The 24,106-nt window shown below is 66.0% G+C and carries 29 protein-coding genes; 3 read left to right on the top strand and 26 right to left on the bottom strand.

The features are described 5' to 3' along the window. On the bottom strand, positions 1-283 hold a 283-nt coding region (gene tnpB / locus LZ198_RS37410), incomplete at its 3' end, for an IS66 family insertion sequence element accessory protein TnpB (RefSeq protein WP_253976930.1). Beyond that, positions 283-639: an IS66 family insertion sequence element accessory protein TnpA gene (gene tnpA / locus LZ198_RS37405; protein ID WP_253976929.1), complete on the bottom strand. Its 357-nt coding sequence runs from the start codon at positions 637-639 to the stop codon at positions 283-285. The genes tnpB and tnpA (LZ198_RS37405), both read right to left, overlap by 1 nt. Before the next feature lie 740 nt (positions 640-1,379). Here tnpA (LZ198_RS37405) and LZ198_RS37400 point away from each other — a divergent pair. Continuing rightward, positions 1,380-1,541, top strand: coding sequence for a hypothetical protein (locus LZ198_RS37400; RefSeq protein ID WP_253976928.1), 162 nt, complete (start codon positions 1,380-1,382; stop codon positions 1,539-1,541). Here the strand turns inward: LZ198_RS37400 and LZ198_RS37395 are convergent. Then, entirely contained in the window at positions 1,526-2,377 is an 852-nt protein-coding gene (locus LZ198_RS37395; RefSeq protein ID WP_253976927.1) for a hypothetical protein, read from the bottom strand. The two genes, LZ198_RS37400 and LZ198_RS37395, sit on opposite strands and share 16 nt — an antisense overlap. 374 nt (positions 2,378-2,751) lie before the next feature. Continuing rightward, positions 2,752-2,961: an IS66 family insertion sequence element accessory protein TnpA gene (gene tnpA, locus LZ198_RS37390; protein ID WP_253976926.1), complete on the bottom strand. Its 210-nt coding sequence runs from the start codon at positions 2,959-2,961 to the stop codon at positions 2,752-2,754. Positions 2,962-3,293: 332 nt separating this feature from the next. On the opposite strand from tnpA (LZ198_RS37390), the gene ltrA reads away from it, so the two are divergent. Both ltrA and LZ198_RS37380 read left to right on the top strand, forming a co-directional pair. Next, entirely contained in the window at positions 3,294-4,871 is a 1,578-nt protein-coding gene (ltrA, locus tag LZ198_RS37385) for a group II intron reverse transcriptase/maturase (RefSeq protein WP_407667497.1), read from the top strand. Between the two features lie 543 nt (positions 4,872-5,414). Continuing rightward, complete coding sequence (locus LZ198_RS37380) at positions 5,415-6,785, top strand: AlbA family DNA-binding domain-containing protein (RefSeq protein ID WP_253976925.1); 1,371 nt, start codon at positions 5,415-5,417, stop codon at positions 6,783-6,785. Positions 6,786-6,871: 86 nt separating this feature from the next. Here LZ198_RS37380 and LZ198_RS37375 read toward each other — a convergent pair whose 3' ends face one another. The 22 genes from LZ198_RS37375 to LZ198_RS37270 form a co-directional block, all read right to left on the bottom strand. Beyond that, positions 6,872-7,798, bottom strand: coding sequence for a hypothetical protein (locus LZ198_RS37375; protein WP_253976924.1), 927 nt, complete (start codon positions 7,796-7,798; stop codon positions 6,872-6,874). Between the two features lie 392 nt (positions 7,799-8,190). After that, positions 8,191-8,958 carry a hypothetical protein gene (locus LZ198_RS37370; protein WP_253976923.1) on the bottom strand — a complete coding sequence of 256 codons (768 nt, stop codon included), beginning with the start codon at positions 8,956-8,958 and terminating at the stop codon, positions 8,191-8,193. 448 nt (positions 8,959-9,406) lie between these two features. Next, positions 9,407-9,844 carry a hypothetical protein gene (locus tag LZ198_RS37365; protein WP_253976922.1) on the bottom strand — a complete coding sequence of 146 codons (438 nt, stop codon included), beginning with the start codon at positions 9,842-9,844 and terminating at the stop codon, positions 9,407-9,409. Position 9,845: 1 nt separating this feature from the next. Beyond that, positions 9,846-10,076, bottom strand: a complete 231-nt coding sequence (locus tag LZ198_RS37360; protein WP_253976934.1) for a hypothetical protein — start codon at positions 10,074-10,076, stop codon at positions 9,846-9,848. Positions 10,077-10,084: 8 nt separating this feature from the next. After that, the gene (locus LZ198_RS37355) at positions 10,085-10,477 is read right to left on the bottom strand and encodes a gamma-glutamylcyclotransferase family protein (protein ID WP_253976921.1); all 393 of its coding nucleotides are present in this window, start codon (positions 10,475-10,477) and stop codon (positions 10,085-10,087) included. Further along, on the bottom strand, positions 10,474-10,914 hold the full coding sequence (locus LZ198_RS37350) for a gamma-glutamylcyclotransferase family protein (RefSeq protein WP_253976920.1): 441 nt from the start codon (positions 10,912-10,914) through the stop codon (positions 10,474-10,476). The genes LZ198_RS37355 and LZ198_RS37350 overlap by 4 nt, the downstream gene beginning before the upstream one ends. An 86-nt stretch (positions 10,915-11,000) precedes the next feature. Continuing rightward, the gene (locus tag LZ198_RS37345; RefSeq protein WP_253976919.1) at positions 11,001-11,960 is read right to left on the bottom strand and encodes an amidoligase family protein; all 960 of its coding nucleotides are present in this window, start codon (positions 11,958-11,960) and stop codon (positions 11,001-11,003) included. A 239-nt stretch (positions 11,961-12,199) separates the two neighbouring features. Beyond that, a complete protein-coding gene (locus tag LZ198_RS37340) occupies positions 12,200-12,538 on the bottom strand; it encodes a hypothetical protein (protein WP_253976918.1) in 339 nt (112 codons plus the stop codon). Positions 12,539-12,660: 122 nt separating this feature from the next. Next, a complete protein-coding gene (locus LZ198_RS37335; protein ID WP_253976917.1) occupies positions 12,661-13,275 on the bottom strand; it encodes a DUF2924 domain-containing protein in 615 nt (204 codons plus the stop codon). 117 nt (positions 13,276-13,392) lie between these two features. Then, the gene (locus LZ198_RS37330) at positions 13,393-13,626 is read right to left on the bottom strand and encodes a DUF6900 domain-containing protein (RefSeq protein WP_253976916.1); all 234 of its coding nucleotides are present in this window, start codon (positions 13,624-13,626) and stop codon (positions 13,393-13,395) included. Between the two features lie 86 nt (positions 13,627-13,712). After that, positions 13,713-13,997, bottom strand: a complete 285-nt coding sequence (locus LZ198_RS37325) for a hypothetical protein (RefSeq protein WP_253976915.1) — start codon at positions 13,995-13,997, stop codon at positions 13,713-13,715. Between the two features lie 127 nt (positions 13,998-14,124). After that, the gene (locus LZ198_RS37320) at positions 14,125-14,562 is read right to left on the bottom strand and encodes a hypothetical protein (protein WP_253976914.1); all 438 of its coding nucleotides are present in this window, start codon (positions 14,560-14,562) and stop codon (positions 14,125-14,127) included. 11 nt (positions 14,563-14,573) lie between these two features. Then, entirely contained in the window at positions 14,574-16,484 is a 1,911-nt protein-coding gene (locus LZ198_RS37315; RefSeq protein ID WP_253976913.1) for a hypothetical protein, read from the bottom strand. 148 nt (positions 16,485-16,632) lie between these two features. Next, positions 16,633-17,178: a DUF3885 domain-containing protein gene (locus LZ198_RS37310; protein WP_253976912.1), complete on the bottom strand. Its 546-nt coding sequence runs from the start codon at positions 17,176-17,178 to the stop codon at positions 16,633-16,635. A 28-nt stretch (positions 17,179-17,206) separates the two neighbouring features. Beyond that, the gene (locus LZ198_RS37305) at positions 17,207-18,544 is read right to left on the bottom strand and encodes a phage tail protein (RefSeq protein WP_253976911.1); all 1,338 of its coding nucleotides are present in this window, start codon (positions 18,542-18,544) and stop codon (positions 17,207-17,209) included. Between the two features lie 9 nt (positions 18,545-18,553). Next, positions 18,554-18,949 carry a hypothetical protein gene (locus LZ198_RS37300; RefSeq protein ID WP_253976910.1) on the bottom strand — a complete coding sequence of 132 codons (396 nt, stop codon included), beginning with the start codon at positions 18,947-18,949 and terminating at the stop codon, positions 18,554-18,556. Between the two features lie 4 nt (positions 18,950-18,953). After that, entirely contained in the window at positions 18,954-19,649 is a 696-nt protein-coding gene (locus tag LZ198_RS37295) for a hypothetical protein (RefSeq protein ID WP_253976909.1), read from the bottom strand. Between the two features lie 7 nt (positions 19,650-19,656). Continuing rightward, positions 19,657-20,187: a hypothetical protein gene (locus LZ198_RS37290; protein ID WP_253976908.1), complete on the bottom strand. Its 531-nt coding sequence runs from the start codon at positions 20,185-20,187 to the stop codon at positions 19,657-19,659. A gap of 1 nt (position 20,188) precedes the next feature. Further along, positions 20,189-21,700: a baseplate J/gp47 family protein gene (locus LZ198_RS37285; protein WP_323383296.1), complete on the bottom strand. Its 1,512-nt coding sequence runs from the start codon at positions 21,698-21,700 to the stop codon at positions 20,189-20,191. A gap of 751 nt (positions 21,701-22,451) precedes the next feature. Beyond that, positions 22,452-22,832, bottom strand: a complete 381-nt coding sequence (locus LZ198_RS37280; RefSeq protein WP_253976906.1) for a GPW/gp25 family protein — start codon at positions 22,830-22,832, stop codon at positions 22,452-22,454. Between the two features lie 10 nt (positions 22,833-22,842). Continuing rightward, positions 22,843-23,517, bottom strand: coding sequence for a hypothetical protein (locus LZ198_RS37275; RefSeq protein ID WP_253976905.1), 675 nt, complete (start codon positions 23,515-23,517; stop codon positions 22,843-22,845). An 8-nt stretch (positions 23,518-23,525) separates the two neighbouring features. After that, positions 23,526-24,104 (bottom strand): phage baseplate assembly protein V, encoded by a 579-nt coding sequence (locus LZ198_RS37270; protein ID WP_253976904.1) that lies wholly within the window; start codon positions 24,102-24,104, stop codon positions 23,526-23,528. Positions 24,105-24,106 lie beyond the last annotated feature (2 nt).

Raw genomic sequence — 24,106 nt, 5'->3', positions numbered from 1 at the left:
GCGTGGCATCGAGCTGGGCGCCGAGCAATTCCTCGCGGATGGCCGGCACCTTGAAGCGGCCCTTCTCCAGTCGCTTGTACGTCAGCACGAAGCCACCCGCGTCCCAGCTGAGGACTTTCACCCTGTCGCCTCGGCGCGACACGAAGACGAAGAGGTGGCCGGCGTAGAGGTCCTCCTGCCACGCCATGCGCACGACGGCCGCGAGGCCATCGATGCTCTTGCGCATGTCGACGGGCTCGCGCGCCAGCAGGATGCGCACCGTCCGAGGAAGTCGCAGCAGCATCAGGTGCCCGCCGCCGTACTCGTACTCGCGAGGGTGACGAGGAGCCGCGCGACGTAGGCCGCGTCCGCGCCCACCGGGAATCGCAGCACCAGGCCGCCCACGGTGGCGACCTCGAAGAAGCTCTCCCGCGCCTGCGGCGCGGGCGACGCTACAACCTCCAAAGGCAGAAAGGCGGCGACCGATTCGGCAGCCAGGTCGGACGCCCGGAGGCCCCGCTTCTTGCGCTTCTTGTAGAGCCAGTACTGCAGCGTGCCCAAGGACAGGTCGTGCTTGGCCACGAACTCCTTCTGCTGCAGCCCACTTGCCTCGAACTCTTCCACCAACTTCGGCCATTCATCCGGATTGGGTCGTCGCATGCCCCAACAACCCGCGAGGACCGCTCAACTCAGGACGCCCGCCGTCGGTCGGTTACGATGCTGCAGCGAGGGGGCATGCACGACCTGTCCACGAGGGCGTTGCTCGAGGAGCGAATGCGCCCGCTCAGGCGCAGCGCCGTAGAGAGGATGCTGGGCGCGAGGGCAACGTCCCTGAAACACGTCCCGACTCGAAGGGGAGGATGTCGGATGCTCCCCAAACGCCTTCATGGCTCCGGCGTCAGTGGAAGGTCGCTCTCATCGGGGGCGTCGCATTGACGGCTGTGGTGGGCCTTGCGGTACCGGGATTGTCCAGGGAGCCGCCCATGGTGGCTCCGCCTTCTCTGGCTCCGGTCGGAGCGGCGGTCACGGTAGTCGATTCCGTGCCCTCAGCGACCGCTGTGCCTCAGAAGCGGAGGAAGACGAAGACGAAGCCCAAACCCGTCCAAGAAGTCGCGGTTGGGGGCAGCGGAACCGCGGATAGTGGTACTGCGGACGGCGGAACTCCAGATGCCGGCCAGGAATGGCCCCCTGCGGCAACCGAGGGACCGCAGGCGCTGGCTCCGATAAACGTGATTGACTGAGGCGGGGAGTTTGAGGGGCTCCCACGTTGAGCCCTGAGGGGACGGACCTGAAGCATCCCCTCATTTTCGATTTTCCCTCGGAGCTTGCTGGCTCGGCTGCCCGTGCGTTCTCCGAGGGGAATCCTCAAATGAGGGGATAGCTCAGGAGGCTATCCCCATTTGACTGACCACCTCCATCAGCTCAAGGAGATGATGGTCAGCCTCACCTCGCAGTTGATGCAGCAGGTCATCATCCAGCGCTTCGCCTTCTCGCTGCTCCAGGTCCACGACTCTGGAGCCGCGGTAGTCTCACGCGCCACGGTGCCTCAACTCGAGATGTAGATATAAGCGACCCAATCCCAAACTGCCGGGGGAGCACAAGTGTTGGATGCCTGTGCAGCCACCGTTTCCCCGGGTTGCACGGCCTGGACCGGCGAGACCGCGATGCGTCCGCGCTTGTTGACCCCATCGCACATGGACCAACGCACGCGCCCGTTGATGTCGAGAATATACAGACATGCATCATCCGTCATGGTTGGATCTGGCTTGGCACTCACCGAGTAGATCTGCGCTCCCCGAAGGTAGCGAACACCTCCAGTGTTCTTCCAACCGCCCCACTTCGTCGATTGTCTTGCCCCATTACAACTGATGGTCTGATCCGCCTGGGGCTGCCGCCAGACCGCGATCCCGGTGGTCTGCCTCCTGGTGGTCACGGTGTAGGTAAATTTCGGAGCGGCGGAGTTGTAGTTCAAATAGACAGTGGACCCAGGTGGAACCGAGAGCCCTGTGGCTTCAGCGGGATTGTCCCACCGGCCGGGGGGATAGGTTTGCCCGGAGTCCTTGACCGCTCCGCCTACCTCGCCCGCGCCCGCTGGGTTCTGGTCTGTCGAAAAACGATTGAGACACGCTCCATACTCGCCAAATCCCCCAGCGTCCGCTCCTGCTCCCTGGAGTTGGTCGATCTGTAGGTATGTTCCTGTGTTGTTCAGGAGCTTGACGTACACGCCTTTCTTGACGGTGAACGTGTATGTCCCTGAACGGAGTTCGCAAAGGAGTTGGTTCGAAGCAGGCATGGTGCAGCCTTCGTTGGCCGCGTCCGCCGAAGTCCACGACAGGGCCACCGACGCCCCCAGCAAAATGGCCGTCGCTGGCCGCATCATCTCTTTCGTCAAAGGCATTCGCGCATCCCCCAGTCCTCCATGGCAACCCCTGCCAGAGGCCAGTTCAGGGGTGGTGCAGGATCATGAGGCAGCTGTCCATCCTGGAGCAACCTGCTCCAGCCAAGATATCTTAAATAATGCAGACACGGTACCCGAAAGAGCCTGGGGGAGGGGGTGTGCGGCCACGGGATTCGCATCGCGGGGAGGCCATTGCTCGGCCTCCCCACTCCGTCTGTCCTTCTCCCCGCGCGGTCGCGGCGACGTATCGCCCAGACGACGGAGCGGCCGCCCCTCCCGTCTCCTGGGGCCGAGGCGCGCCCGCACGGGCTCCGGCTGAGCACCTTGGTCCGAAGGATCCAGGCAGGTCACCCGCGCCTGCGGCGCGGGCGACGCTACAACCTCCAGAGGCAGAGAAAGGCGGCGACCGATTCGGCAGCCAAGTCAGACGCCCGGAGGCCCCGCTTCTTGCGCTTCTTGTAGAGCCAGTACTGCAGCGTGCCCAAGGACAGGTCGTGCTTGGCCACGAACTCCTTCTGCTGCAGCCCACTTGCCTCGAACTCCTCCACCAACTTCGGCCACTCATCCGGATTGGGTCGTCGCATGACCCAACAACCCGCGAGGCGCGCTCACCTCAGGACACCCGCCGTCGGTCGGTTAGTGCGCCGGGATAAACCGGCATGGAGTCGCGAATGAAAGAGTCGTACATCGAAGGGCTAACCACCCGCGATGACCCCAAGTCATGCGACGGCCCTCGTAAGGGGGCTGGGCGAAGCGTTGACCGGGGCAGGTGCAGGCTGGGTATTGAGCTGCGAAATCAGACCTCCAGGACGCCGACGCTGTTAACCGAAGCGGAAGGCCCCACGGACGCGAGCGCTAGGGTGAGCTCGCGGACGGTCCTGCGCAGTCGGAGACCCCACGCATGCACTGAAACTCCATGCACGAGAACCGGGAGGTCCTCTGCTCGCCCGCCGAAGTTGGCGAGGCGGGACGCATCGGGAAGGTCGGAGACCGCAATCCGATGACGCATGAGCAGAGGAAGTCGGACAGGCTCGTAGTACCGGTGAAGTCGTCGAACAACGCTCGCAGTCGAGCTGCGGAGACGGTGGAGGGAAGGAGCCTGGCCAAGAGGAACGCGGGAGAGCAAAACAGGCCCCGGACGCAGTGCCGGACACGCCTGCCCAGTGAACTCGCCCGCGTACGTCAAGCTGCAAGGAAGGACAGGAAGGCGAAGTTCTCCGCGCTTCTACACCACGTCACGCTCGAAAGCCTTCGGACGTCGTTTGCGGCCCTGCGCCGCAACGCCGCTCCGGGAGTGGACGGCGTGACGTGGGGGACGTACGGCGCAGCGCTCGAAGAGAACCTTCGGGACCTGCACGCACGCCTCCACCGAGGCGCGTACCGGGCGAAACCCTCGCGCAGAACGTACATCCCCAAGGCGGACGGGCGGCAGCGACCGCTCGGCATCGCGGCTCTGGAAGACAAACTTGTCCAGCGCAGCGTCGTCGAGGTGATGAACGCCATCTACGAAGAGGACTTCCTTGGCTTCTCGTACGGGTTCCGGCCGGGGCGCAGCCAGCATCAGTCGCTGGATGCACTCGCGGCCGGACTTGGACGAAGGAGGGTGAGCTGGGTGCTCGACGCGGACATTCGTGGGTTCTTCGACGCCATCGACCACGAGTGGCTGATGAAGTTCATCGAGCATCGGATTGCAGACAGGCGGGTCCTGCGACTCATCCAGAAGTGGCTGAGCGCAGGCGTGATGGAGAAGGGGACGTGGCGGGCGAGCGAAGAGGGCACGCCCCAGGGAGCGACGGTGTCGCCGCTGCTGGCGAACATCTACCTCCACTACGTCCTCGACCTTTGGTTCCAACGGTGGAGGCGAACGCGGGCGCGAGGTGATGTCATCATCACGCGTTACGCGGACGACTTCATCGTGGGTTTCCAATATCGCTCGGATGCCGAGCAGTTCCTGGGGCTCCTCCGCGAGAGGTTGCGGACGTTTGCCCTGGAACTGCATCCAGAGAAGACGCGCCTCATTCTGTTCGGGAGGTTCGCCTCCCAGATGCGAAAGGAGCGTGGGCTTGGGAAGCCAGAAACCTTCAACTACCTCGGGTTTACTCACATCTGCGGCAAGTCGAAGGCAGGCTTCTACCTGATGAAGCGGCACACGATGCGGAAGCGGATGAACGCGAAGCTGAAGGACGTGAAAGCGGAAATTCAGCGACGCCGCCATCTGCCCATCCCGGAGCAGGGGAACTGGCTTGCCGCGGTGGTACGTGGCTACTTCGCGTACCACGCAGTTCCCACCAACATCTATGCCATGGGACGATTCCGAACCCAGGTCGGCCGGCACTGGTACCAGGCGCTTCGGCGCCGAAGCCAGCGTGACCAGACGAACTGGGGGAGGATGAAGGCCCTGGTGGACCGATGGCTTCCGAAAGCCCGTATCCAGCATCCCTGGCCAGAAGAGCGTTTCGACGTCACCACTCGAGGCAAGAGCCCAGTGCGTTAGCAGCGCCCGCTGGGATCTGTGCGGGGGGCGGCTCCAGCCTTCACGGGTGAAGAGCCGTCCCTACCGCGACCCTCGCAGTGACGCGCTGCAGAGTGGGGCAGTGTCGCGCTTAGGATGTGGCGACCGAGTTGGGGGTAGGGACGGTCCTCGAATATGTGGACCGCCAGCAAATGAATGCCCATGCACTCCCCGTCCGTCCACAGGCCCTTTACGTACTCATCCTTGTCACGCCTGTGGTCCTGCCAGAAGACTATTGCTTCTGGATAGGTGCCCATCAGCTCGTCGAGCTTCTCGAACTGCGTAGGCGTGATTCCGGTAGTCGAACAGGACTCTCGCATAAGTCCACGTGACCGGGTAGTTCTATTGGATGAGGGGTCACCCGGGCTAGAGTCGCAGCGCTTGACTCGGCGCTAGCCAGTGCGGTGAGTCTTGGATGCCGCTACCCTGGTGCTGAATCCATGAGGTGAGCCCTGGTGCTGGGTCTACCACTACCGCTATTCGCTGTTCTATCGACACGCCGCATCGTGCCACCCAGAGGAATTCATGGCTAAAATCACTCCAGAAGAGCTTGCGCAGAAACTTGGCGCTTTGTTTCTGAAACGCGCGAGGGACCCAGCTGGAGCCCTGTTCTCCATGGTTCTGCGGAACACTCAACAGGGGTCCTTCTTGATTAGTGGAAAGGTCATGTTCTGGGACGAGCCGCTTGAGGCCAGGACGGCAATTTTGAATCCTCAAATGACTTTGGTTGAGGAATGGATACCCGGAGGGTCGGTTGCCGTTCAACGACTGAAGGAGATTTTGGCAGGGCAGGGAAGTCTTGGCTCAATTCCAATTTCAGGCACTAGTTCTGACGCGTACATCGAGCCCACTGGGCGATGGTTTAAGAGCACGTCTGTTTGGCGGGAGTGGCGCATTCGGTCGAGGTTGGCGCGAGTAGAGTTCGTTGGCGAGGATGCTCTCCCAAGTGAGCCCATCATCGCGCGCGGCATGCGGCCTTTTCTAAGTGGAGCACATGCTTTGCGAGAGTGGCTCTTTGATGACAGAGATGCGTGGAAGGGGGAGAGTAGTCAGTTTTTATGGGAGCTAATCACCATCCTTCCGGATGCGCGAATTCGAATCAGGAATGCAGAGTGGCGGGATGCGTTCTTGGAGATCGAACTCGAAGTGAATGTGCCTGAGCAGTCTTACGAAGTTCAAGTGCTCTATGTGGGGAGCAGGACAAGGCGATACGATATTGTCCGTGCTGCGCCTATGCTTCGGTTGGAAATTCCTGAAGAAGTGGAGTCGGCCAAAATTTTCGTTGTCGATGAGTCTGGGGACGTCCTGGCGGAGCGTAGTGTGCATCGCTCCGAAGCCAAGCTCGCCACGTCTGCAGTCAGTGTATCCGAGGAAGAGCGGATCCTGATGGAGTTGAAGTCAGGAGAGAACGAGCTTGTTGAGTATAAGCCGTTCGTGGATGCTAAGGATCAACAAAAAGAGGCGGAATTGGTCAAGACGATTGTGGCGTTCTCTAACTCGAAAGGTGGGCGCCTCTATGTCGGTGTTGACGACAATGGAAATCCTCAGGGGTTGTCGGAGTTGAAGAAGGCGACCAAGCGCGCGGATGATGGTGTGGATATTCAATTGAAATCGGTGACGGATCGTCTTGAGCAATTGTTTAGGGCCAATGTTAAGCCATTTCCTAGCTACAGGCTCAAGGTGCATGACAAAGATGGGCGTCCAGTAATCGTCGTTGACGTGAAGGCCGGCGATCAGCCCCCCTACGCCTCGGCCCAGAATGAGTACTTTGTTCGGCACGGCTCCAGCAGCATGCGTCCAGACCCCTCTGAGCTACGACGCTTGCTGCACATCGGGAGCGGCAACGCTGGAACTTTTTTGGCCCCAGGGAACACGATTATCGACAATGTCGAGTAGGTTCTAGTGTCACAGAGGGGCGGGAACTCTCCGAGGAGGATTCCCCCTTTCGGAGAGTCGCAGCACTGGGGCGTAATCGAATCGTATTAGTTCAATTGTGCGGATTGGCCTGATGGTGTGCCGGTCGTCGAAGGCAATTCGCATGGACGGGAGCTGAAGGTGATGTCACCTGTCTCGTCCTCTATTGCGACGCTAATGCGACTCTCTGAGAGGAATGCTACGAGCTCGCCGCTCTTGTGGTTTATGCATTGGCTGAACTGGGAATACTGGGACCAGACTATGAGCGGTTTCAGTAGCGGCTTTCGCCATGCGCCGCCGGCAAAGATGCCTAGCCAAAGAGTTGCTATTCCTAGGAAGACCAGGCCAAATCCCCTGGCACTTACCGTCGACGAGGAAGGTGCGGTCCATTTGCTTCTTGAGCGAGCGAACAGAATCCGGAAGGTGGTGCTGTTGCGGATCAACAGGGCTGTTGTGAGAAGCCCTGAACGCTCCAGGATTTGCAACCAGGTGGCAAATGAAATGGAGAGAATTCCTCCAAGGCCGAGGGTGGCGCCAACGAGAGTGAGCCAGATGCTGGGTAGCAGCGTCCCAGTCAGTGCACTTACGGCGTACGGAAGTGCGGATGGATCAGTTCTGACGAGCTCGTTCACTTCGCTGCGGGCGACGATGGTGGCGATTCCTCCTACGATGAGCACCCCGATACTTACGAGGGTTGGGCTGATGAGTTTTGCGAGATTGGTTTTTAGGAGTGCGACTGTTTCCAGTGCTGCTGCGACAGCAAACAGGCAGGCTGAGAGATAGAGGATTCCCATGGCGTATGTGGGGGCATTGCCTCCGAGCCAGGATGCAATCCATTGAATAGGGAAGTACGCGAACAGGAGTGCGATAGCGGGATTTCGCCAGTTTCTGGCCGTGAGTGGGTCCGGCTTTCGTCCACCAAAAAGCATGAGGAACCTCTTGCGCCAAGGAAGCAGCTTGCGTACAGCCAGGGTGTTGATTTGACGCTGCGTCATCCCGATTGCCTCCAAGGCGTGAACCCCGTTCGGTCGAAGTACTAGGTGAGCGTCGTGGGGAAGGAAAGCACATCCCGGAGAATGGTGCGGTCACCCCCCCGAGGTGTCTCGCTGGTGTAGCGCCGGGGACGCGGAAGTAGGACATGCGCAAGCGTGCGTGGTTGCGGAGACGTAATCCGGATTGCTTGGGTGTGACCGTGCCCCGGGACGGGGGCGGAGGGGCCGATAGGTGATCACTGAGGTCCCAGGGCGTTGGCGCTTCAATGGTGCTGTCGCCGTACGCAGCTCTCGCAGCCCCAGCACTGGGCGGCGGCCGTGGCGCGCGCGCGGTCCGAAGAACGGCCGCTCACTCTCGTAGGCTAGGCGGCGGAGTCCTCAGCGAATCAGAGAATTCAAGGCGTGTCGCCCGCCGCCCCTTGTTGACCGCGAAGCTGGGATGCTGGTGCCCCATTCATCTCGGGTGGACGTGTGACCTTCCGTGCCTTCGGGCTGCACCGCATGAGGATGTGCTTCCACCCATTCCGCGCTGCCGCGGCTTCCCGGACGATCTCCACCACCTCGCTCACCGAGACACGCTCATCGGACGGCGCCGCGCAGGCCGCGAAGTCGTCGGCGAGCGTCATGCGTGCCTGGCGGTTGCTGCCGGTTTCGAGGATGCGGCTGTACGCCTCGCAGGCGTAGGCGAACGTCTCGCGCTTCCGGTAGTCGATGTCGAGGAGCCACTCACGCCGGCGTGTCTCGGGCAGGCCCACCGTGTGTCGCTTGCAGTTGTGAAAAACGTGGGCCGCCTCATGCACGAGGTAGTCGGCGAAGGGGGTCTCCTCGTCGAAGTAGGAGAGGGAGACGTAGCACGTGGTGCCCTCGCTGAGGCCCAGGAGCTGGGGCGCCTCGGGCCCCAGCAACTCGGCACCGGCGCTGAGGAGGTACAGGTTGGCCAAGTCCCAGGCCGTGCTCAGCCAGGAGGACTCCCGCAAAACTTGGGCAATGTTGGCCGGCGTGAGGATGACGACGGACTTCTCCAGAAGGGAGAGGACGGCGCCCTGTTCCAAGGCGGGGAAGAGGCCGCGCACCATGGGCTCCACCTTCCGCCGGGTGAGCGCGACGATGTCGAGGCCCCGGAGTCGCTCGTCGGCGGGGAGCGTCGCTGTTCGTCGCTGCACCTCCTCGACGAGCGCCTGCCGGAGCTCTTCATGCGCGCGTCGCTCCCGCTCAATGCGGTCGCCGGGCCAAGCTCGGCAGTGCGCGTCGTGCTCACCCGTGCGCAGAAAGTGTTGGACGTCGGCAGTCGTGCCCATGAAGGGAGGCAGTTCAGCCCGTGGCGACGAACGTCGCAACTCCCGAAGCGACGGGGAGCGCCGAGCCTACTGGCACGGTCTCTGCTCCGCGGGTCCTTCATGGACATGGAGAGGCGGCGGGCGCTCTCGGAGCGACTGGGACGGGCGGAGATGGGGTTGCAGCTTGCGCGGGCGATGGCGGACGGCAGTCCGGAGTGCCGGATGCTGCTGGCCCTGGCGAAGCGGGAGTATGGCGACGCGGAGGCGGCGGTGCTGGCGGAATTCGGCGCGCGCGGCCCTTGCGTTGGTCGAGGAACTCGAGGCGTGTGGAGGCCTACCGCTGGGCCTGTGAGGCAGGGGCGCTGCGGCCCGGGAGCATGTCGACGAGGTGGTAGGCCTCGCCGATGCCGGGCAGCGTTCGGACGACGAACCCGCGTCTTACGAGGACTCGCCGGAGCTTGAGGTTGGGGCGGGCACACCGTACCGCGTGGACGACCCACTCGATGCGGCCAATGCCCCTCTCCTGGGCGAAGCGGCGCACCAGACGCCAGAAGGTGGGGAGGATGCCCTCCCCGCCGCTGTCGATGTGGGCCAACTCCACGAAGAACGTGTCGGGCTGAAGCCGGAAGGAGCCGAGCAGCTCCGCGGAGCCGATGCGGATGACGACGGGCTCGCCCGTCAGCGCGAAGGCGGCAAGCTCCTGCTCCGTCAGGCGGAGCACCTCCTCAACGGTGTAACCCTCGATGAGAATGGGCTGGGCGCTGCCAGTCATGTCACCCTCGCGTCGCCAGTCCCTCGCGGACCATCTCGTCCACGAGCGAGGCGGCCTTCGCCTCGTTGGTTTCGCCATGCACGCGCAGCGCGATGGACTCGACGCGCAGGGCGTTTGCCACCACCCAGTCGACGTACTCAGGCAACGAGAGGCGCTCCACGCCGAAGGCGATGTCCTGCATGCCCTTCACGATTTGGACCGCCGTGCCCTGGAAGACACGGCCGTCTCGCATGATGATCATCACGGCTTCTTCTCCTTCACCAGGTGTGTGCGCCAGCAGCCGGAGGCGATGAGGGGGCGGCCCACCAGGCGCGCCTCTGGAAACAGGTATGCCTCGACGCGGCCGAAGCCGTCGAGCGCAATGGACGTGCGCTCGTAGAAGTGCGGGTGGCCCTCGAGCCTGTCGAGCGCGGCCAGCGTGAGAGCGTCGACTTCGTACACTTCGCCCACGACGGTGGTTTGGCCACCCGCGGCGAGGGCAGGGAACGGGCCGTAGTCGAAGAGGCTGAATGAGGCCGGCGTCAGTGTCGGCCCCAGGAAACGCGCTCCGCGAAGGCGCGGGTGGTTGGGTTGTCCCCGTATGAGCGTGCCGTAGACGAAGACGCGTGTGGGGGCGGCGGAAGATGCCGTCATGCGGCACCTCCGAGCGCACTGGCGAGCGCAGCGCGGTTGAAGCCCAGGCGTCCGTAGGCGTGCCAGAGGACCCGAAAGTAGCGGGCAGCCGGCGGCCAGACTTCGAAATCCTCCTTGGGCTGGAGGTACAGCAGGGCTCGGCGACGGTGGCCGGCGCTGTCCGTCACCAGCCGGGTGGCGCGGCGGTAGGCGAAGGGATGCCCCTCGAAGGCGTCGAGGGCGAGGAGGTCGTCCGGGGTGAGGCAGTACAGCAGTCCCTCGACGTGGGCGCCGCGCATGCGCTGGAGGCTGGCGACAGCACCGCCCCAACGGCGGCTGTAGCCGCCGAATACCAGCGCATGTCCTGGCAGCGTGGCGCGGGCTGCGACGGTGGCGGTGGGGCAACGGGCGCGCATCTGTTCCCTGTCGAGGTTGGAGCCGTAGGCGAAGTAGAGCATGGGGTGTCTCCCAATACGGAGGGCGGGCCTGTGGCCCGCGTGGTGGGGCGCCAGGGGCCTTCAAGGCCCCCGGCGTGAGGGCCACGTCAGGCTGCCAGGGCCTCATGGGGGTTGCCCTGGGAGGCCCCGCCCGTGCCGCCCAGCGGGCCCTCGCTGCCGGGCGTCCCGCTGCCGCCCGCGTTGGCCCGGTCGCGGCGCTGGCCCTTCCAGGCGGCGCTGCCCTCCAGCCGCTTGAGGAGGTGGAGGCGGGCCGTCTTGAACTCTTCACCAATCAGCCCCAGGTGGAGGAGGAACACCCGGAAGTCGTACTTGGCGGTGGCGGGGTTGAAGTCGCGGCGCTTGCTGGAGGCGGCCTTGGAGGCCAGGGCGCGGGCGGCGAGGGCCAGCACCAGTTGGACGTAGGCCTTCACCTCGCCGGCATGCACCGTGCCGTTGAAGTAGCGGAATTCAATCGTGCCCCGGAAGAAGAGGCTGTTGAGGTTGAGGCCGTGGTAGCGGCTGGAGTCGTAGCGCAGGGGCGTGGGGTTGCGGCGCCCGTACCAAGCCGCGTTGACGTCCTGCAGGGTGCGGGGGCGTCGAGCCTCCAGGCGCTGGAGGAAGGCCGCGTCGATGGGCTTGCAGTACCGGGCCAGCCGCGTGGCGCTCACCCCGAGGGCTGTCTCCAGGAGGCGCTCCTGCTTATGCACCATCTTCACCAGGTTGGTGACGCCCTTGGCGTCGAAGCGGCTGCCGTCGACGTGAATGTGGATGCCGGTGGAGGCATCCGCGCGGGCACCTGCGTCGCGGACGGCGCGCACCACCGCTTGCAGCGTCTCCATGTCCTGGTAGGTGAGGATGGGGGAGACGATTTCGCCGTTGTTGCAGTCGCCTCCGCTCAGCGAGGCGTCCGGCACCACCTTCCATGCGCGGCCCTGGGAGTCCGTCACCTGCCAGCCCCGTAAGTCGTCGGAGACGTGTCCGCCCACCGCGTCCCGAATGGCGTGGGCCAGCTTCTGGCGGCTGGCGCCCACCGTCTCAATTTCAATGCCAAATCGGAGCGTCTTCATGGGAGTTCGCCTCTCGCGTTTGCGCGGGGCGGTGTGGCCTCCGTCGCGAAACACATACACGCTCTTGTGTGCGAATGAGGCAAGTCCACTTCGGTCGGCGTGGGTGCGAATTCTGGCGTCTGAAATCGGCGCGAGAATTCGCGGGGTTCACGAGGGCTCTTGCAGGCGATTTCCAGTGTGTGTGATTCGGGCTGGCCAGTGGCCGCGAAGTGCCCCGGCGCAGGGGCTCTTCCCCCGCTTCAGCCCCTCAGGGTGTCGAGGAGCAGCATCCCGCGCAGGGCCTCCGCCTCGTCGCCTTCGGCCAGCTCCAGGTAGATGCGGCCATGGTTCGGCCCCACGCAGCAGTCGTTGTGAATGAGCCACCGCTCGTTGGCCGGGGTGTTCAGCTCGAGGTTGGCCGAGAAGGCATGAAGCAGCGCGCGTAACTGCCGGTGGGTGGCGCCGGCCGGAAGGAGGATGTCCAGTTGCGGCTGGGCCGTGCCGGCTTGGTTCTGGGTGAGGGCCAGACTCATCCTGGCGTCGCTGAAATCAATCACCTTGACTGGGAAGACGTGAAAAGGAATGGCCGAGGCGCTCATGGTGGGTGTTCCTGTGAGGTGGAGGGGGATTGCTGGGGCGTCCTATTCGTTGCTCGCTGCGCCTTGCTCTGCGCGGTTCATCTCCTGCTCGCCCTCCTCGATGTCCTGGTGGCCACGGTTCCTCACGCCTCTTCCGGAGCGAAGAGCGCGGCAGCCTCGGTGGCGCCCATGGCCGTGAGTTCATGGTGCACCGCCTGCCGGAAGAAGCGCGTCCGGCTCGGCAGGCCCGCATCGCGCCATGCCTTGTCCAAGGCCTCCAGGGCCTCGGCGTCGAAAGAGAGGGGGATGACGCGCTTGCCGTCCTCCCGCACCTTCACTTCTCTCTCGGGGCGCGGGCCCACCGAAACACGCCCGGCCTCTGCCTCCCGAATCTTCCACTGGAGGTAGGAGACGTTGCTGCTGCCTGTGGGGCGACCGACAACCTTGCGGTACTCCGCCTGCAGCTCCTGCAGCGACATGGTGCCGAAGCGCCCGCGCTGGCGGGAGGGGGGCGTGGTCTCCTCTGACGAGGGCGTGGCCCGGGCAGGGGGCGTCGGAGGTGGCGCGCTGGGCGCGGTGGCAGCCCCTCGGCGAGCGGGGCTGCGCTGCTTCTTCACGGCGAGGCACTCCTCGATGCGGCGGATGAGGTACTTCTTGTTGGGGCTGCGCGTCTCTTCGCCCACCACTTCGCGGTAGCGGGCGCGCAGCTCCGTCAGACTCAGGGACTCCAGCTTTTTCGGTGCGGCGTTACGGGGCATGGCGGTTGTTTCCTTGGCGGGCCGTGGGTACACGTCTGCCGTCCATGAGGCGGTCCGGAAGTCCTCATGCGGGTGGTGCCCCGCGTCGGCGGGGCTGAGGTTTCTATGGGGGTGGTGCTACGCCCCGAGAGGCTTGCTGCCGTCGGCCTTCCCGAGTTGGTACGCCTCTTCGAGGGCGGCTTTCAGTCCCCACACGGAGACTTCCTTGAAGTCGATGCCGCCGAATCGGGTCTCGAGCGTCTCGAAACTCGTATGTCTGCGTGCAATGCACTCAAGGCGCGTTTCGAGGGATTCGGAAGCGGGGCGTTTGGTGCTGCCATTGGATTTGGTGGGGGGCTTGGAAGTCTTCATGTTTTCCTCCCTTTCGGCCCGCGGTGTTGCGTGCGCGTGAATGCATACACGCTCTGCTTTCGCTTCAATGCAAGTCGCTGCCGTCGCTATTCTCGAAGGTGCGCGAAGCACGCCAAGTCGATGGCGCGCGGGTCGACATGCACGAAGGGCGTCGTGCCGTCCGGGAGAATGAGGGCCGCGTCGATGCAGTCCTCTGCCGTGACGCCCCCGAGGCGCGCCAGCTTCTCGTCGCTGTTCACATAGTAGTCGTCCGCGTCCGGGTCCGCGTCGGGGCGGAGGCCGCCGCGCAATACGCCGAAGATGCGGACTCTTTGTCCCTGGAGGCCGGGGATTTCGTTGCCGAGGTAGGTGGTGTCGGTGCCAATGAACATGCGTGTCTTCCTGGCGCGCGGTGGGCGGCGCGTGAAGACATACACGCTCTCTCTCGATGGGATAGCAAGCCGGTGGCGAGGGCTTCGCGATGCCCCGGGAACAGGGGGCTTTGCTGGCGGTGTATGTTTATCGACTGGACTCTTCCGGGGCGCGGTGCGGCTCGTCGGGAGGCACCGCAATTCGGAGCCCCTGGGGGAACCAGCGCGCGCGAGCCTCTTGGGACAGGGGGCGCAGCACCACCTTGCTGGCGCGTCCCCCCTTGGCCGTGAGGGCGGTGTGCAGGCGCCCGCGCTGGACGAGCTCCGCGTGGAGGTGGCCGACGAGCAGTTGGTGAAGGTGCCCGAAGCTGCCTGTCGCTGGGTGCAGCGGCTCGTCCTCGGATGCACGGATGAGGAACTCGGTGGAGCGGCAGGCGGGGCACGGCGGAAGCTGGATGAGGCCGTCGTCCACGTCCTCCCGACGAGCGACGCCCACCTCCAGGGTGCCAAGGGAGAGGCGATTGCCGCTGCCGCACTGGGCACAGCGCTGAAGCACGTCCTCGTTAGTGATTTCGTGAAGGGCCATGGGTGGAGTCCTCACGCGACGGCGGTGTACGCGCCGAACCAGTACGTCGAGGCGAGGCCTTGGAGGGTTTGGTGGGTGTAGAAGGCGAAGCCGTCCCTGTCCGGCACCATGACGGTGGGATTGCCGACGAAGCCTCCGGGGACTGCGTAGGGGCTGAGGGTGATGGAGGAGGGCGCGGTGGGAAAGCGGCTGCGGAACGTCACCGAGCCGCCCCCGGACAGGTTGTCGTGCGCGGCGGTGTCGCTGTTGCTGTACTGGAGGCCGAGCCGGCCCACCTCGCGCACGCTGCCCGCCAGCTCGAAGGAGGTGTTGCTGACTGTGCTGCTCAGCGGGAGCCGCAACGTGCGCGTCCAGGAGGCGAAGCTGGCGGTGAGACTGGCGTCATGGAGGAACTCGGCCTCGTTGCGCGAGAGGCGGAACCCGGCGGCAGCAGCGCCGGTGGTGTCCCGGGCCCAGGCGCTCCCACTCCATGCGGCGTTGAGGGTGAACCACACCGAGTCGCTGTCGGCGTAGAGGCGCAGCCGCGCGGCGACGCCTCCCGCGCCTTGGGCGTCGAGGAGAAGGATGCGGCCGGCGCCGAGGACGGGCTGGAGGATGGCCTTGTGCTGGCCTGCCGCCGCCTCGTTGCCGCGGAAGTGCCCGCCGCTAAAGGCCGAGAGGACTTCCGCGAGGGCCGCCTCGACGGTGCCCGCCGTCAGCAGGTTGCCCGCGTCCGCGACAGACACGGCGGAGGCCGCGTGAGCGCCAGCGGACTGGGTGACGTGCCCATTGAGGAAGCCCAGCAGCGCGGCGACCTGCTGCCGCATGCTGCTGGCGGGGAGGGCGTGGGGCGTCCCGGCCAGTGCGTCTCCTCCGACACGAGAGGAGCCGGGGCTGTTGGCCGTTGTCTCTCCGAGGCGGGTGACGACTTCCTGAAGCTGGGCCTGCACGCTGGTGCCGCTGACGTAGCCGTGGGGCGTGGCGCCAATGGCGCTGGCGTGGTGGGCCCCGGTGGCCGCGCCCTGGTGGGTGTTGAGGAAGCCCAGCAGCGAGGAGAGCTGCGCGTCCACAGTGCCCGCCGGCAGGAGGTGGGGCGTGCCAGGTACCGCGTCCGCGCCCACACGGGAGGCGCCGGGTGTGCCGGAGACAGCCGAGGAGAGCTTGTCGACGACTTCGTCCATGGCGGCTTGCACCGTCGTGCCAGCGACGAAACCGTGCGGCACGTAGTCCACGGCACGGGCCTCGTGCCTCCGGGCGGTGCCGGAGAAGTGGCCGGCCAACTCGGCGTCCACCGCGTCCAGTGTCGCCTGCACCGTGTCCGCGCCGGGACTCAGGACGTCCCAGGCGCCGCTCTCCACGGCCACAGAGGTGCCCCTCGCGAAGATGAAGGCCTGGCGGCGAGAGGTGTCCAAGTCCGCAGCGAGAATCTGCGTCTGCCCAGGCTGGCGCCGGACGTCGCACAGCAACAGCTCGTCGGGCTGGAGGGCGGGCTTGGGCGCCTGGCCGACGGGGGCCTCCGGCGCCTGGCGCACCACCAACTCGAAGGACTCGTCGCGCCGGAAGTACACCTGCTGGGAGTTGCCGTCCGTGCGCGGCTCGGACAGCAGGCGCGTGAAGCGCAGGAAGATACCCACCCACCGCTCGCTGCCGGAGGTGGAGACGTCGGTGGGGATGCCCGACATGTCCACCGCGCAGTCCACCGTCTGCCCGGTGCCGAAGAAGATGCGCTGGCCGAGGTTGTCGTAGGCGCGTCCCGCGGCCGTCAAGTCGACGGTGAGGTTGGGCACGGGGGCATGCGGCGCGGGCACTGCCCCGGAGATGACGCCGTGGACGCCCAAGTCCGAGGCGAGGTTTCTGTCCGCCTGCTCCAACTGCGCGAAGGCCAAATCCAACTCGGCCTCGCTGACACGCTGCCTGAAGAAAAAATCCAGCCGGTTGCTCATGCCTGGGCCCTCCAGAGGAAGGCAAAGGCACGGCGCGAGAAATCGGGGACATCCAGCAGGGCGCTCAGTGCAGCGTCGATGTCTCGCTCAGCTCGCTCGCCGCTGGCGCACGTTGCCTGAGCGACGAGGCAGAATGGCGAAAATCGAGTCAGAAGCCGTCAGTGCGCTTCGAGAACCAATCCGGCGGGAACACCTTGCGCAACGTTCCCGCGCGTCTCGCGCTCTCTACGATGAGGTCGATGCCACCGTCGTAGGGCGCGAAGACCTCACCGCTGGTCATCGAAAACCAAACCGCGCGGAGAGCGTCGGCAGCGACTTCATCGATGAGCTGGTCGAACCCAGTGTGGGGCCAGGTCGTCCGCGCGACGCGAGCCTCGAGGGGCTCCTCGAACAGCTCGTGCTCGTAGCGGCCTGCGTCCTCAAAGGCCAAGGACAGGCTCTGGAGTCCCTGGTGTTCTGGTTCGAAGGTGGGAACGACCAACCAGACGGGGCTACCGGTTGGAAGGACCTCGGAGGCCGCTGCCCACGCCCGGCGCCTTACCTCTGCCCGCTCAGATGCGTCCTCCGCGTAGCGCTTCGACTCGGGAAGCGAGTGGAGCCTCACCCACCGCTCGTGATGGTCAGCGCGGAGGCAGTAGCCAACCGGGGCGGTCGTGCCGAAGTGATTACGGAACCAGCGCTCGAAGTCATCCATCTCCAGCCATTTCGACCGCACGCATGGCTCAATGCAAGTCGCTCGTCTCGCCCAACTCGCTGAGGCCCAGCTCCCAGTGCTCAGGGACGACGGGAGGGAGGGGCTCCACCAAGTCCACGAAGTGGGTGTGGGCGGGCTTGAGGTAGTCGACGAGGGTGCGCAGGCGCTGCCGCTCCGCCGGAGAGAGGAGGCGCTCCACCTCGACGTTGAAGGCGTAGCGTGAGAATCGCTCCGAGGGGCCCAGCACCCAGTCCACGCCCAGCTCGGACTCGCCCAGTACAAGGGTGTCCGACGCGAAGGGGGAGACGGCCCGCACCTCGATGCCGAGGAAGAAGCGGATGGCGTTGCGCAGGCCCAGCGCGGTGCCCTTCTGCTGGTACATGTCCACGAGGATGCTGGCCAGGCGGCGCCGCCCAAGGACGTCCAGCTCGAAGGCGAAGGGGTTGCCCAAGTCCTGGAGTATGGCGTCCAGGAAGGCCTCCGGCGCGCGCTCCAGGTCGAAGACGTCGGGGAACGCGTCCAAGTCCGCGAGGAGCAAGTCCGTCACTTCCTGGAGGCAGGAGATGAAGCGGTGCAGGTCGCCCGTCACATCGTCGCGGCGGTTGTGCCGGGGCAGCATGTCCCAGAGCTGGAAGCTCCGGGAGGGCGGCCTGGCCGGACGAAAGCCCGCGAAGGTGGCGCGGTGGTAGGGGGCGAGCACCAGGTTGCCGTGGGCGTCCGTCACCCCCTGAACGAATACCTCGTACACCACGTCCGGCGTCAGCTCCGTGTCGAGAACGAGTTGGACAAGGGAGCCGTCCGCTGCGGCCTCAAGGGCGGCTACCGGGACTGCGGGAGCGCCGCGAGGTGTGAAAGTGAAGCGCGCCGTGGGTGGCACCCGCACAGCTTCGTCGAAGGCGAGGCGCACCGACTTTGCCGCCAGGGCCTGCGCACCCACGAGACGGGGCGCTGTCCTGTCCTCCACGCTGAATGTGTACGTCTCGTCGAGGAGGTGCGCGCCGCCGGCCGTGGCCGAGACGACGCGGACGGAGACGGTGGCCTGGCTGACCAGCGGCACCGCCGGGTGGAGCACCACACGCAGGGTGTCCGCCGTCTGCCTCACCTCCGCCAGCGGCCCCGCGAAGGCGGGTTGCACCTCGACGCTGGCCCCGCCCTCGAAGGCAAGGAAGCTGTCCACCCAGACGCGCGTGGCCGCCCGGGCAATGCCGTCCGCGCCGACGTCCGCCAGCTCCAGCTCCAGCACGGAGTCGACATGGACGTCCACCTCCCCCGGGCCCGGAGCGCGGTTGAGGAGGAGGGGGCGTCGCGTCTCGGCGAAGAGGGAGACGGTGTCGGCGTAGAGGGTGGGCAGCTCAACCGTGGCCATGGGGCTTCCTCACGGGGAGACGAGCTCCAGGCGGATGCCCACCGTGTGAACGCCGGCGAGCTTCGAGACGTTGGCGGCCATGTCCGTGACGAGGCGCTCGCGGCCGGGGCGTCCGAGGCAGCGGGCGTACTTCATCCCGTCCACGACGAGGGACGCTTCCCAGGCCAGGCCCGCCGGGACACATGGCGGCACACGGAGGCGCAAGGCGGCGCGGACCAGGTCCACTCCGGTGACGTCCACGGCTTGTGTCACCTCGGCCCAGTCTCCGGGAGCCAGCTCGAAGCGGCGCCCAGACTCCTCGTCTCCCAGCACGAAGAGGTACTCGCCTGAGGCAGGGGCGGCACGCTGGGGCCGGATGCGTCCCTGGCCCAAGCCCAGGCGATTGGTGAATGCGGTGACGGCCATGGCTTCACACCTGCCGGGAGAGCTCGAGCGAGTCGAAGTAGGCCCGGCGGGTGACGTCCCGCACCGCGAAGCCGAAGCCGCCACGGCCGGAGGTGAGGGGCTGGCTGCCGGAGTTGATGCCGAGGGCGTCGTCGATGAAGTCGGCCATGCCCTGCACGGGCTGCCAGTCAGGGGGCGTGCCGAGCGGATGCGCGGCCAAGTCATTCTGGAGGGCCTTGAGGACGACGTCGCCGTTGGCGTTGACGATGACGTCCAGCCGCAGGTGCAGCCAGGTGCCCTGTGTGAAGCTGGCCGACGACTTCAGCAGGACACCGGGCCCGTCCGCGTCAGGCAGGCCCGTGGCCACCGCGCCCTTGCGCAGCACCACCCGATGCGGCTCGTCGTCGGAGAGGCCGAGGAGGTAGGCGGAGTCGTTGACGGAGGTGCCCTGGCTGCACAGGAAGAGGAAGGGTGCGAAGCCGGTGGGGCCGCCACCGGGCCCTCGCTGGATGCAACCGTGGATGCTGCCTCCCTTGGCCATGGGGGCGAAGTCGGGGAGGTTGGCGAAGAGTGCGACGGCGCCCTGGGCGGCCGACAACGAGTTGAAGGCGAAGAGGAAGTTGCCGCCGCCCGGGGGACGGGCGATGCCCGCCGTCACGCCCCTGTCCACGGTGGCGATGTCCAGTCCGCCGTTGAGGTAGGTCCAGTCTGCGAGTGCCATGGTGTCCTCACTGCGTGGCGGCCAGAGGCCACCCGGTGTCGAAGTCCTCGGTGGGCTGCGTGGTGTTGAAGAGGGCCCCGCGCGCCGTCACGTCCTCCCAGCGCCAGGCGTAGGCCTCGTTGGTGTGCCAGCGCTGCTCGAAGTCCTCCCGCGGTGAGTCGCTGAAGAGGCCCTCCACGGAAGCTGCGTCCACCCAGTCCGTGAGGAAGGGCCCTTGGCCCCAAGTCTCGACGATGTTCCCCTCGAAGCGGTGCGGGACGAGCAGCGCGGGCGGCAGCTCGAAGAGGAAGCCGTCGTTGTCCCAGCCCCGAGAGAACGCCTCGAAGCCCTCGCGCAGGCCGGAGAAGAAGGCGAGGGCCACAGGGACGTCGGAGAGGGCGGCGCGCCACACGTACCAGCGCTCGAAGTCCTCACACGCCTCCTCCGGCACGCCGAAGCCCGCCAGGACTTCGAGGCGCGTCCCCGCCGTCAGCGTCCAGTGAGCAGCCTCGCCGGGCCGGGCGCCCGCGTCCTCGAAGCTGGGATTCAGGAGGGCCATGTCAGAGCAACCCTCTGGTGTCCCCGTCCTGGAGCGTGACGCTGCCCAGCACCGGCAGCTCGCGCACCGTCAGCCGCACATCCGCGGGCAACCCGTTGAGCGTCAGGTCCATTCGCGCGTCCCCCAGCTTCCGCACTCCGGGCACATCGCGAATGACGTTGAAGACGTCCGACCAGGCCACCTCGCCGGAGGGGAGGTCCTGGGCGTCCCGGTAATTGAAGCCGAAGTCGATGCGCGGATTGGGTGTGCCATCCGGCTCGCTGACGCGGAAGTAGGCGGCGAGCGCCTGGCGGACGCGCGAGGCGACGTCCTGGGCCGAAGCGCCCTGGCGTAGGAAGAGGCGCGCGGCGACGTCCACGCGCCGGTACACCGGCTCCTGGACGGACACCTGGAAGGTGAGGGTGCAGGGGTAGACTTCCGTCACCTGGCGCAGCACCTGAGCCTTGAGCGCGGGCGTGGGCACTCCGCCACCCTGGGGCACCACGTAAAGGATGCCGGCGTTCTCCGGAATGCTGGCGTCCTCGTTGGACGTCAGCATGAGGGCGCGGGCCACGCCGGGCAGGCGCCGGGCGTTGATTTCGAAGTCCTCGCGAGACACCGTGCGCGTCAGGGCCCGGAGACTCTCGGGGGCGAGCAGCTTCGCGGAGGCCACCGTCTGCCTGTCCGCGCCACCCGAGGCGGGGGCTGGGTTATGGGTGGACACCTGTACCGCGTGGCCGTGAGCGTCCCGGAAGCTGCCCTCCATGACGACAAGTCGCCCCGCGTCCACGTTGCCGGCGGCGCCGCCACCCGTCTTGTACACCACCGCCACGGTGCCAGCGGGCGGAAGTCCGCTGATGCCGTTGCCGAAGCGGATGGTGGCCCTGTCGCTCTGATCCACACTGACGAGGAAGTGGGCGTCGGAGGCGCGCGAGTTGAGAAAGGTGTCCACCTCCGTGAAGGCGCCCTGGGCAGTGGACACCCGGGAGGAGCCGTCGAGGTACGGGCCGAAGTCCAGTCGCGCCTCGAAGTCGGCGAGGCCGCGGGCGTCGAGGAGTTGGGTGTGCGTCTTCGAGTGCTCCACCACAGCGACGACGCGCGGCGGGGTGGTGCCAGCCGGAATAGTGGCGGACGAGAGGAGCTGGAAGCGGACGGCCTCTGTCACCTCCTGGGTGCGGACGACGGTGCCGGCGGGGAAGGTGACGGCGGCGGCGGGAGGCAGGGCCAGGCGCAGTTCCACCTCGGCCATGGCCGCCTGCGCGCCGTGAAGCCGGTAGCCCAGCATGCGCGCCAGGGCGATGACGTTGCGGCGCTGGGTGGCGGAGGAGAGGCGCGACTCACGGGCGAGGTTGTCCTGGTAGAAGCCGAGGACGTCGCCGACGAAGGCGTACATTTCCAGTAGGACGTTGCCGAAGCTCGCGACGTCGAAGTCCGTCCAGTCCGGGAAGACGCTCTTCACGAGCGCCACGAGGCGTGCGCGCAGAGCATCATAGTCTCTGGTGGTGTAGTCGGTGTTGTGAGGCAGCACCGGAATGCTCGCTTTCAAAGATATCGTTGGGCGATAAGCGCCTTACGCTCAAGTCTTGGTCCGGGGGCTCCATAAAGAAGCTGCACAATGCCGATGGCGCGCCTCTCGGAAGTCCATTGAGCGTAGGCCGCACCGCCTCGCTGACGAGGCGTGCCGTTGGTGTCGATTCCGAGCTGCTCCACAAGCCAATAGACCGTTGCGGGATGGCCGCAGTAGGCGGCTTGGAGGTAGCCACGCTTGGTGACGTGAAGGCAGCCGTTGCCGTCAAAGAGGCCACGGAGAAATGCCTGGCGCTCCTGTCCAACGAGATTGGGTGGAGCGCGAGGTACATACGTCTTGCGCGGCACCACTCCAAGTCGGCCAAGAGAGAGACAAAGTTTGCGGGAGCAAGCCATCAGGCTCCTCAGCCCACTCTTGGTCCAACTCAGTCGTCCGCCAATTTGCGCATGAAGCGTGGAAAGGTGGGATTCGTCCTTGGCGGCAAGGTGAACTCTGAGTGCCCAGCGCGGTTTGAAGACGACTGAACCGTCTGCGTAAATGAACCCGAGCCAGTACGCACGCTCCACGTCCAACGGCTCCTCGAAGTAGTCCTCGCGTACCCAGTTCTTCCTGGGTTGTCCCGTGCGTCGCTCTGGCGGAAAGAGTCCATCGATGTCGAGTGGTGGGGAAAATGCGAGGGGGTTGGCATGAGAATCGCCCACGATGCGAAGGCCTCCGAAGAGACAAAGGCATCGGACGTGGTGTGTTCGGGGACATCTCACATCTCCAACGAGACGCTCACGGAAGTTGTCGCATCGCGCTCCTTCACCCGGACATGCAGAGTAAACAGAGGACCTGCCTGCTCGACGCGGACCTTCACTAGCTGGACGCCAGGCAGCCAGCGAGCGAGGGCGTCACGGATGTACACCCGCGCGAGCTCTGCCAGCACGGCGTCGTTGCGCTGGTGGCGCAGCCGCGAGAGGCCCGCGCCGAAGCTGGTGCGCCAGGGCAGCTCGCCGGTGGAGTGGGGTGTGGCGCCTTCAGTCAGCAGCACCTGCCGCGCCTTCGAGGCGAGCAACTCGGCTCCGGTGCCGGAGGCGAAGTCGCGCTTCTTGTCGCGCCGGAAGGGGACGAGGAGGTTCTGGGGCGCTCGACTCATGATGTCCTCCTCACGGAACCGGGATGGCCGCGCGCACCTGCTGCAGCGTGCGGACGATGGCGTCGAGGGGGGCAATGGCTTCTTCCATCGCGCTCCCCTCCATGGTGGAGAAGTCCGGCACCTGGGGGCCGCCCACCAGGTCGAGGAGGACGTTGAGGAGGGCCATGAGCTGGGAGAGGGCGGCCAGGGCCTTGCCGACGTTGGCGGCCTCCTGGGCGACGTTGGCCTCCGCGCAGCCGGCCACCTCCAGGAGTCCCGCGTCTCCAAGCTGGGCGCCGCGTTGCCGGGCCCGCGCCACACTCGACAGGCGCAGATGCAGGTGGACGAGCTGGTTTCTCGCACGGCCCAGCTCGCCCAGGACGATGTCGATGACGCCCACCACGGTGTACGGCACCGAGAGCTGGGGGACGAGGCGGAGTAGCTTGGACACCTTCTCGGCCAGATTCGGCAGGGCCGCGGCGATGGCTGTTGGGTCCGGCGGCGGCCCCAGCGCGTCGGGTATGGCCTTCACGACTTCGACGAGGGCCAGCACCGCGCCGATGATGTCGAAGAGGGGCGTGAGGGGCGCGAGCGCCGGCTGGACGGCCTGCAGGAGTTGGTGGTGCTGCAACGTGGCGCCACCAGGCAGGGTGAGCGTGGGCGCCTCGGGCAACGGGGAGATGTGGATGCAGATGGGCAGTGCCATGGGCGTCCTCAAATTGGCTCGGCGATGGGGCGGACGACGCGGCCGGCGATGGTGACTTGCGCCGCCTCCAGGGAGATGGCGCCCACCGCGCGCAGGGTGAGGGCAGTGGTGGCCTCCAAGGTGACGGTGTTCTCCTCCGCGTCGAAGGTGAGGCAGTCGCCCGTCTGCCGGTTGGTGAGCTTCAGCTTGCGGTGGCCCGCGGACTCGTCCAACTCGACGCGGAAGGTGGGCGTGGCGAGGACGCGGTTGTCGGGCGGAGACACCTGGGCTTCTTCGGGCACCTCACTCTGGCCGCCGGGCCGCCCCCAGTGCGCGCTGAGGTAGTACGGGCAGTCGACGTCGCCCTGGTTGAAGAAGATGGCCACCTCGGCGCCCACCATGGGAATCGCGAAGAATCCCGTGTCCTTGGCGCCCCCTCCGGAGGTGCCTAGGGGCCAAGCCCAGGCGGACTCGGGCTCGAGGACACCGGGGATGCACACGCGGACGCGGCCGAACTGCGCCTCGTCGTCGCGGCTGGTGACGTAGCCCACGTACATGCCGAGGAGGCGCGTGTCATGGGCGAGGATGTCGTCGTCAAAGGTGCTCATGG

The organism is Myxococcus dinghuensis, from assembly GCF_024198235.1.
Classification (GTDB): Bacteria; Myxococcota; Myxococcia; order Myxococcales; family Myxococcaceae; genus Myxococcus; species Myxococcus dinghuensis.
The sequence above is the reverse complement of the archived record's forward strand: the minus strand, read 5'-3'. Positions and strand labels throughout refer to the sequence as shown.

Excerpts from the sequence above, each read along its gene's own strand:
- LZ198_RS37360 (WP_253976934.1), bottom strand. The coding sequence starts at position 10,076 with ATGCGAGACGGCCGTGTCTTCCAGGGCACGGCGGTCCAAATCGTGAAG.
- LZ198_RS37290 (WP_253976908.1), bottom strand. The coding sequence starts at position 20,187 with ATGGCCCTCCTGAATCCCAGCTTCGAGGACGCGGGCGCCCGGCCCGGC.
- LZ198_RS37365 (WP_253976922.1), bottom strand. The coding sequence starts at position 9,844 with ATGACTGGCAGCGCCCAGCCCATTCTCATCGAGGGTTACACCGTTGAG.
- LZ198_RS37310 (WP_253976912.1), bottom strand. The coding sequence starts at position 17,178 with ATGGATGACTTCGAGCGCTGGTTCCGTAATCACTTCGGCACGACCGCC.
- LZ198_RS37380 (WP_253976925.1), top strand. The coding sequence starts at position 5,415 with ATGGCTAAAATCACTCCAGAAGAGCTTGCGCAGAAACTTGGCGCTTTG.
- LZ198_RS37295 (WP_253976909.1), bottom strand. The coding sequence starts at position 19,649 with ATGGCACTCGCAGACTGGACCTACCTCAACGGCGGACTGGACATCGCC.
- LZ198_RS37270 (WP_253976904.1), bottom strand. The coding sequence starts at position 24,104 with ATGAGCACCTTTGACGACGACATCCTCGCCCATGACACGCGCCTCCTC.
- LZ198_RS37340 (WP_253976918.1), bottom strand. The coding sequence starts at position 12,538 with ATGAGCGCCTCGGCCATTCCTTTTCACGTCTTCCCAGTCAAGGTGATT.
- tnpA (WP_253976926.1), bottom strand. The coding sequence starts at position 2,961 with ATGCGACGACCCAATCCGGATGAGTGGCCGAAGTTGGTGGAGGAGTTC.
- tnpA (WP_253976929.1), bottom strand. The coding sequence starts at position 639 with ATGCGACGACCCAATCCGGATGAATGGCCGAAGTTGGTGGAAGAGTTC.
- LZ198_RS37345 (WP_253976919.1), bottom strand. The coding sequence starts at position 11,960 with ATGAAGACGCTCCGATTTGGCATTGAAATTGAGACGGTGGGCGCCAGC.
- LZ198_RS37315 (WP_253976913.1), bottom strand. The coding sequence starts at position 16,484 with ATGAGCAACCGGCTGGATTTTTTCTTCAGGCAGCGTGTCAGCGAGGCC.
- LZ198_RS37330 (WP_253976916.1), bottom strand. The coding sequence starts at position 13,626 with ATGAAGACTTCCAAGCCCCCCACCAAATCCAATGGCAGCACCAAACGC.
- ltrA (WP_407667497.1), top strand. The coding sequence starts at position 3,294 with ATGCACGAGAACCGGGAGGTCCTCTGCTCGCCCGCCGAAGTTGGCGAG.
- LZ198_RS37375 (WP_253976924.1), bottom strand. The coding sequence starts at position 7,798 with ATGACGCAGCGTCAAATCAACACCCTGGCTGTACGCAAGCTGCTTCCT.
- LZ198_RS37305 (WP_253976911.1), bottom strand. The coding sequence starts at position 18,544 with ATGGCCACGGTTGAGCTGCCCACCCTCTACGCCGACACCGTCTCCCTC.
- LZ198_RS37320 (WP_253976914.1), bottom strand. The coding sequence starts at position 14,562 with ATGGCCCTTCACGAAATCACTAACGAGGACGTGCTTCAGCGCTGTGCC.
- LZ198_RS37335 (WP_253976917.1), bottom strand. The coding sequence starts at position 13,275 with ATGCCCCGTAACGCCGCACCGAAAAAGCTGGAGTCCCTGAGTCTGACG.
- LZ198_RS37275 (WP_253976905.1), bottom strand. The coding sequence starts at position 23,517 with ATGGCACTGCCCATCTGCATCCACATCTCCCCGTTGCCCGAGGCGCCC.
- LZ198_RS37395 (WP_253976927.1), bottom strand. The coding sequence starts at position 2,377 with ATGCCTTTGACGAAAGAGATGATGCGGCCAGCGACGGCCATTTTGCTG.
- LZ198_RS37350 (WP_253976920.1), bottom strand. The coding sequence starts at position 10,914 with ATGCTCTACTTCGCCTACGGCTCCAACCTCGACAGGGAACAGATGCGC.
- LZ198_RS37355 (WP_253976921.1), bottom strand. The coding sequence starts at position 10,477 with ATGACGGCATCTTCCGCCGCCCCCACACGCGTCTTCGTCTACGGCACG.
- LZ198_RS37325 (WP_253976915.1), bottom strand. The coding sequence starts at position 13,997 with ATGTTCATTGGCACCGACACCACCTACCTCGGCAACGAAATCCCCGGC.
- LZ198_RS37300 (WP_253976910.1), bottom strand. The coding sequence starts at position 18,949 with ATGGCCGTCACCGCATTCACCAATCGCCTGGGCTTGGGCCAGGGACGC.
- LZ198_RS37280 (WP_253976906.1), bottom strand. The coding sequence starts at position 22,832 with ATGAGTCGAGCGCCCCAGAACCTCCTCGTCCCCTTCCGGCGCGACAAG.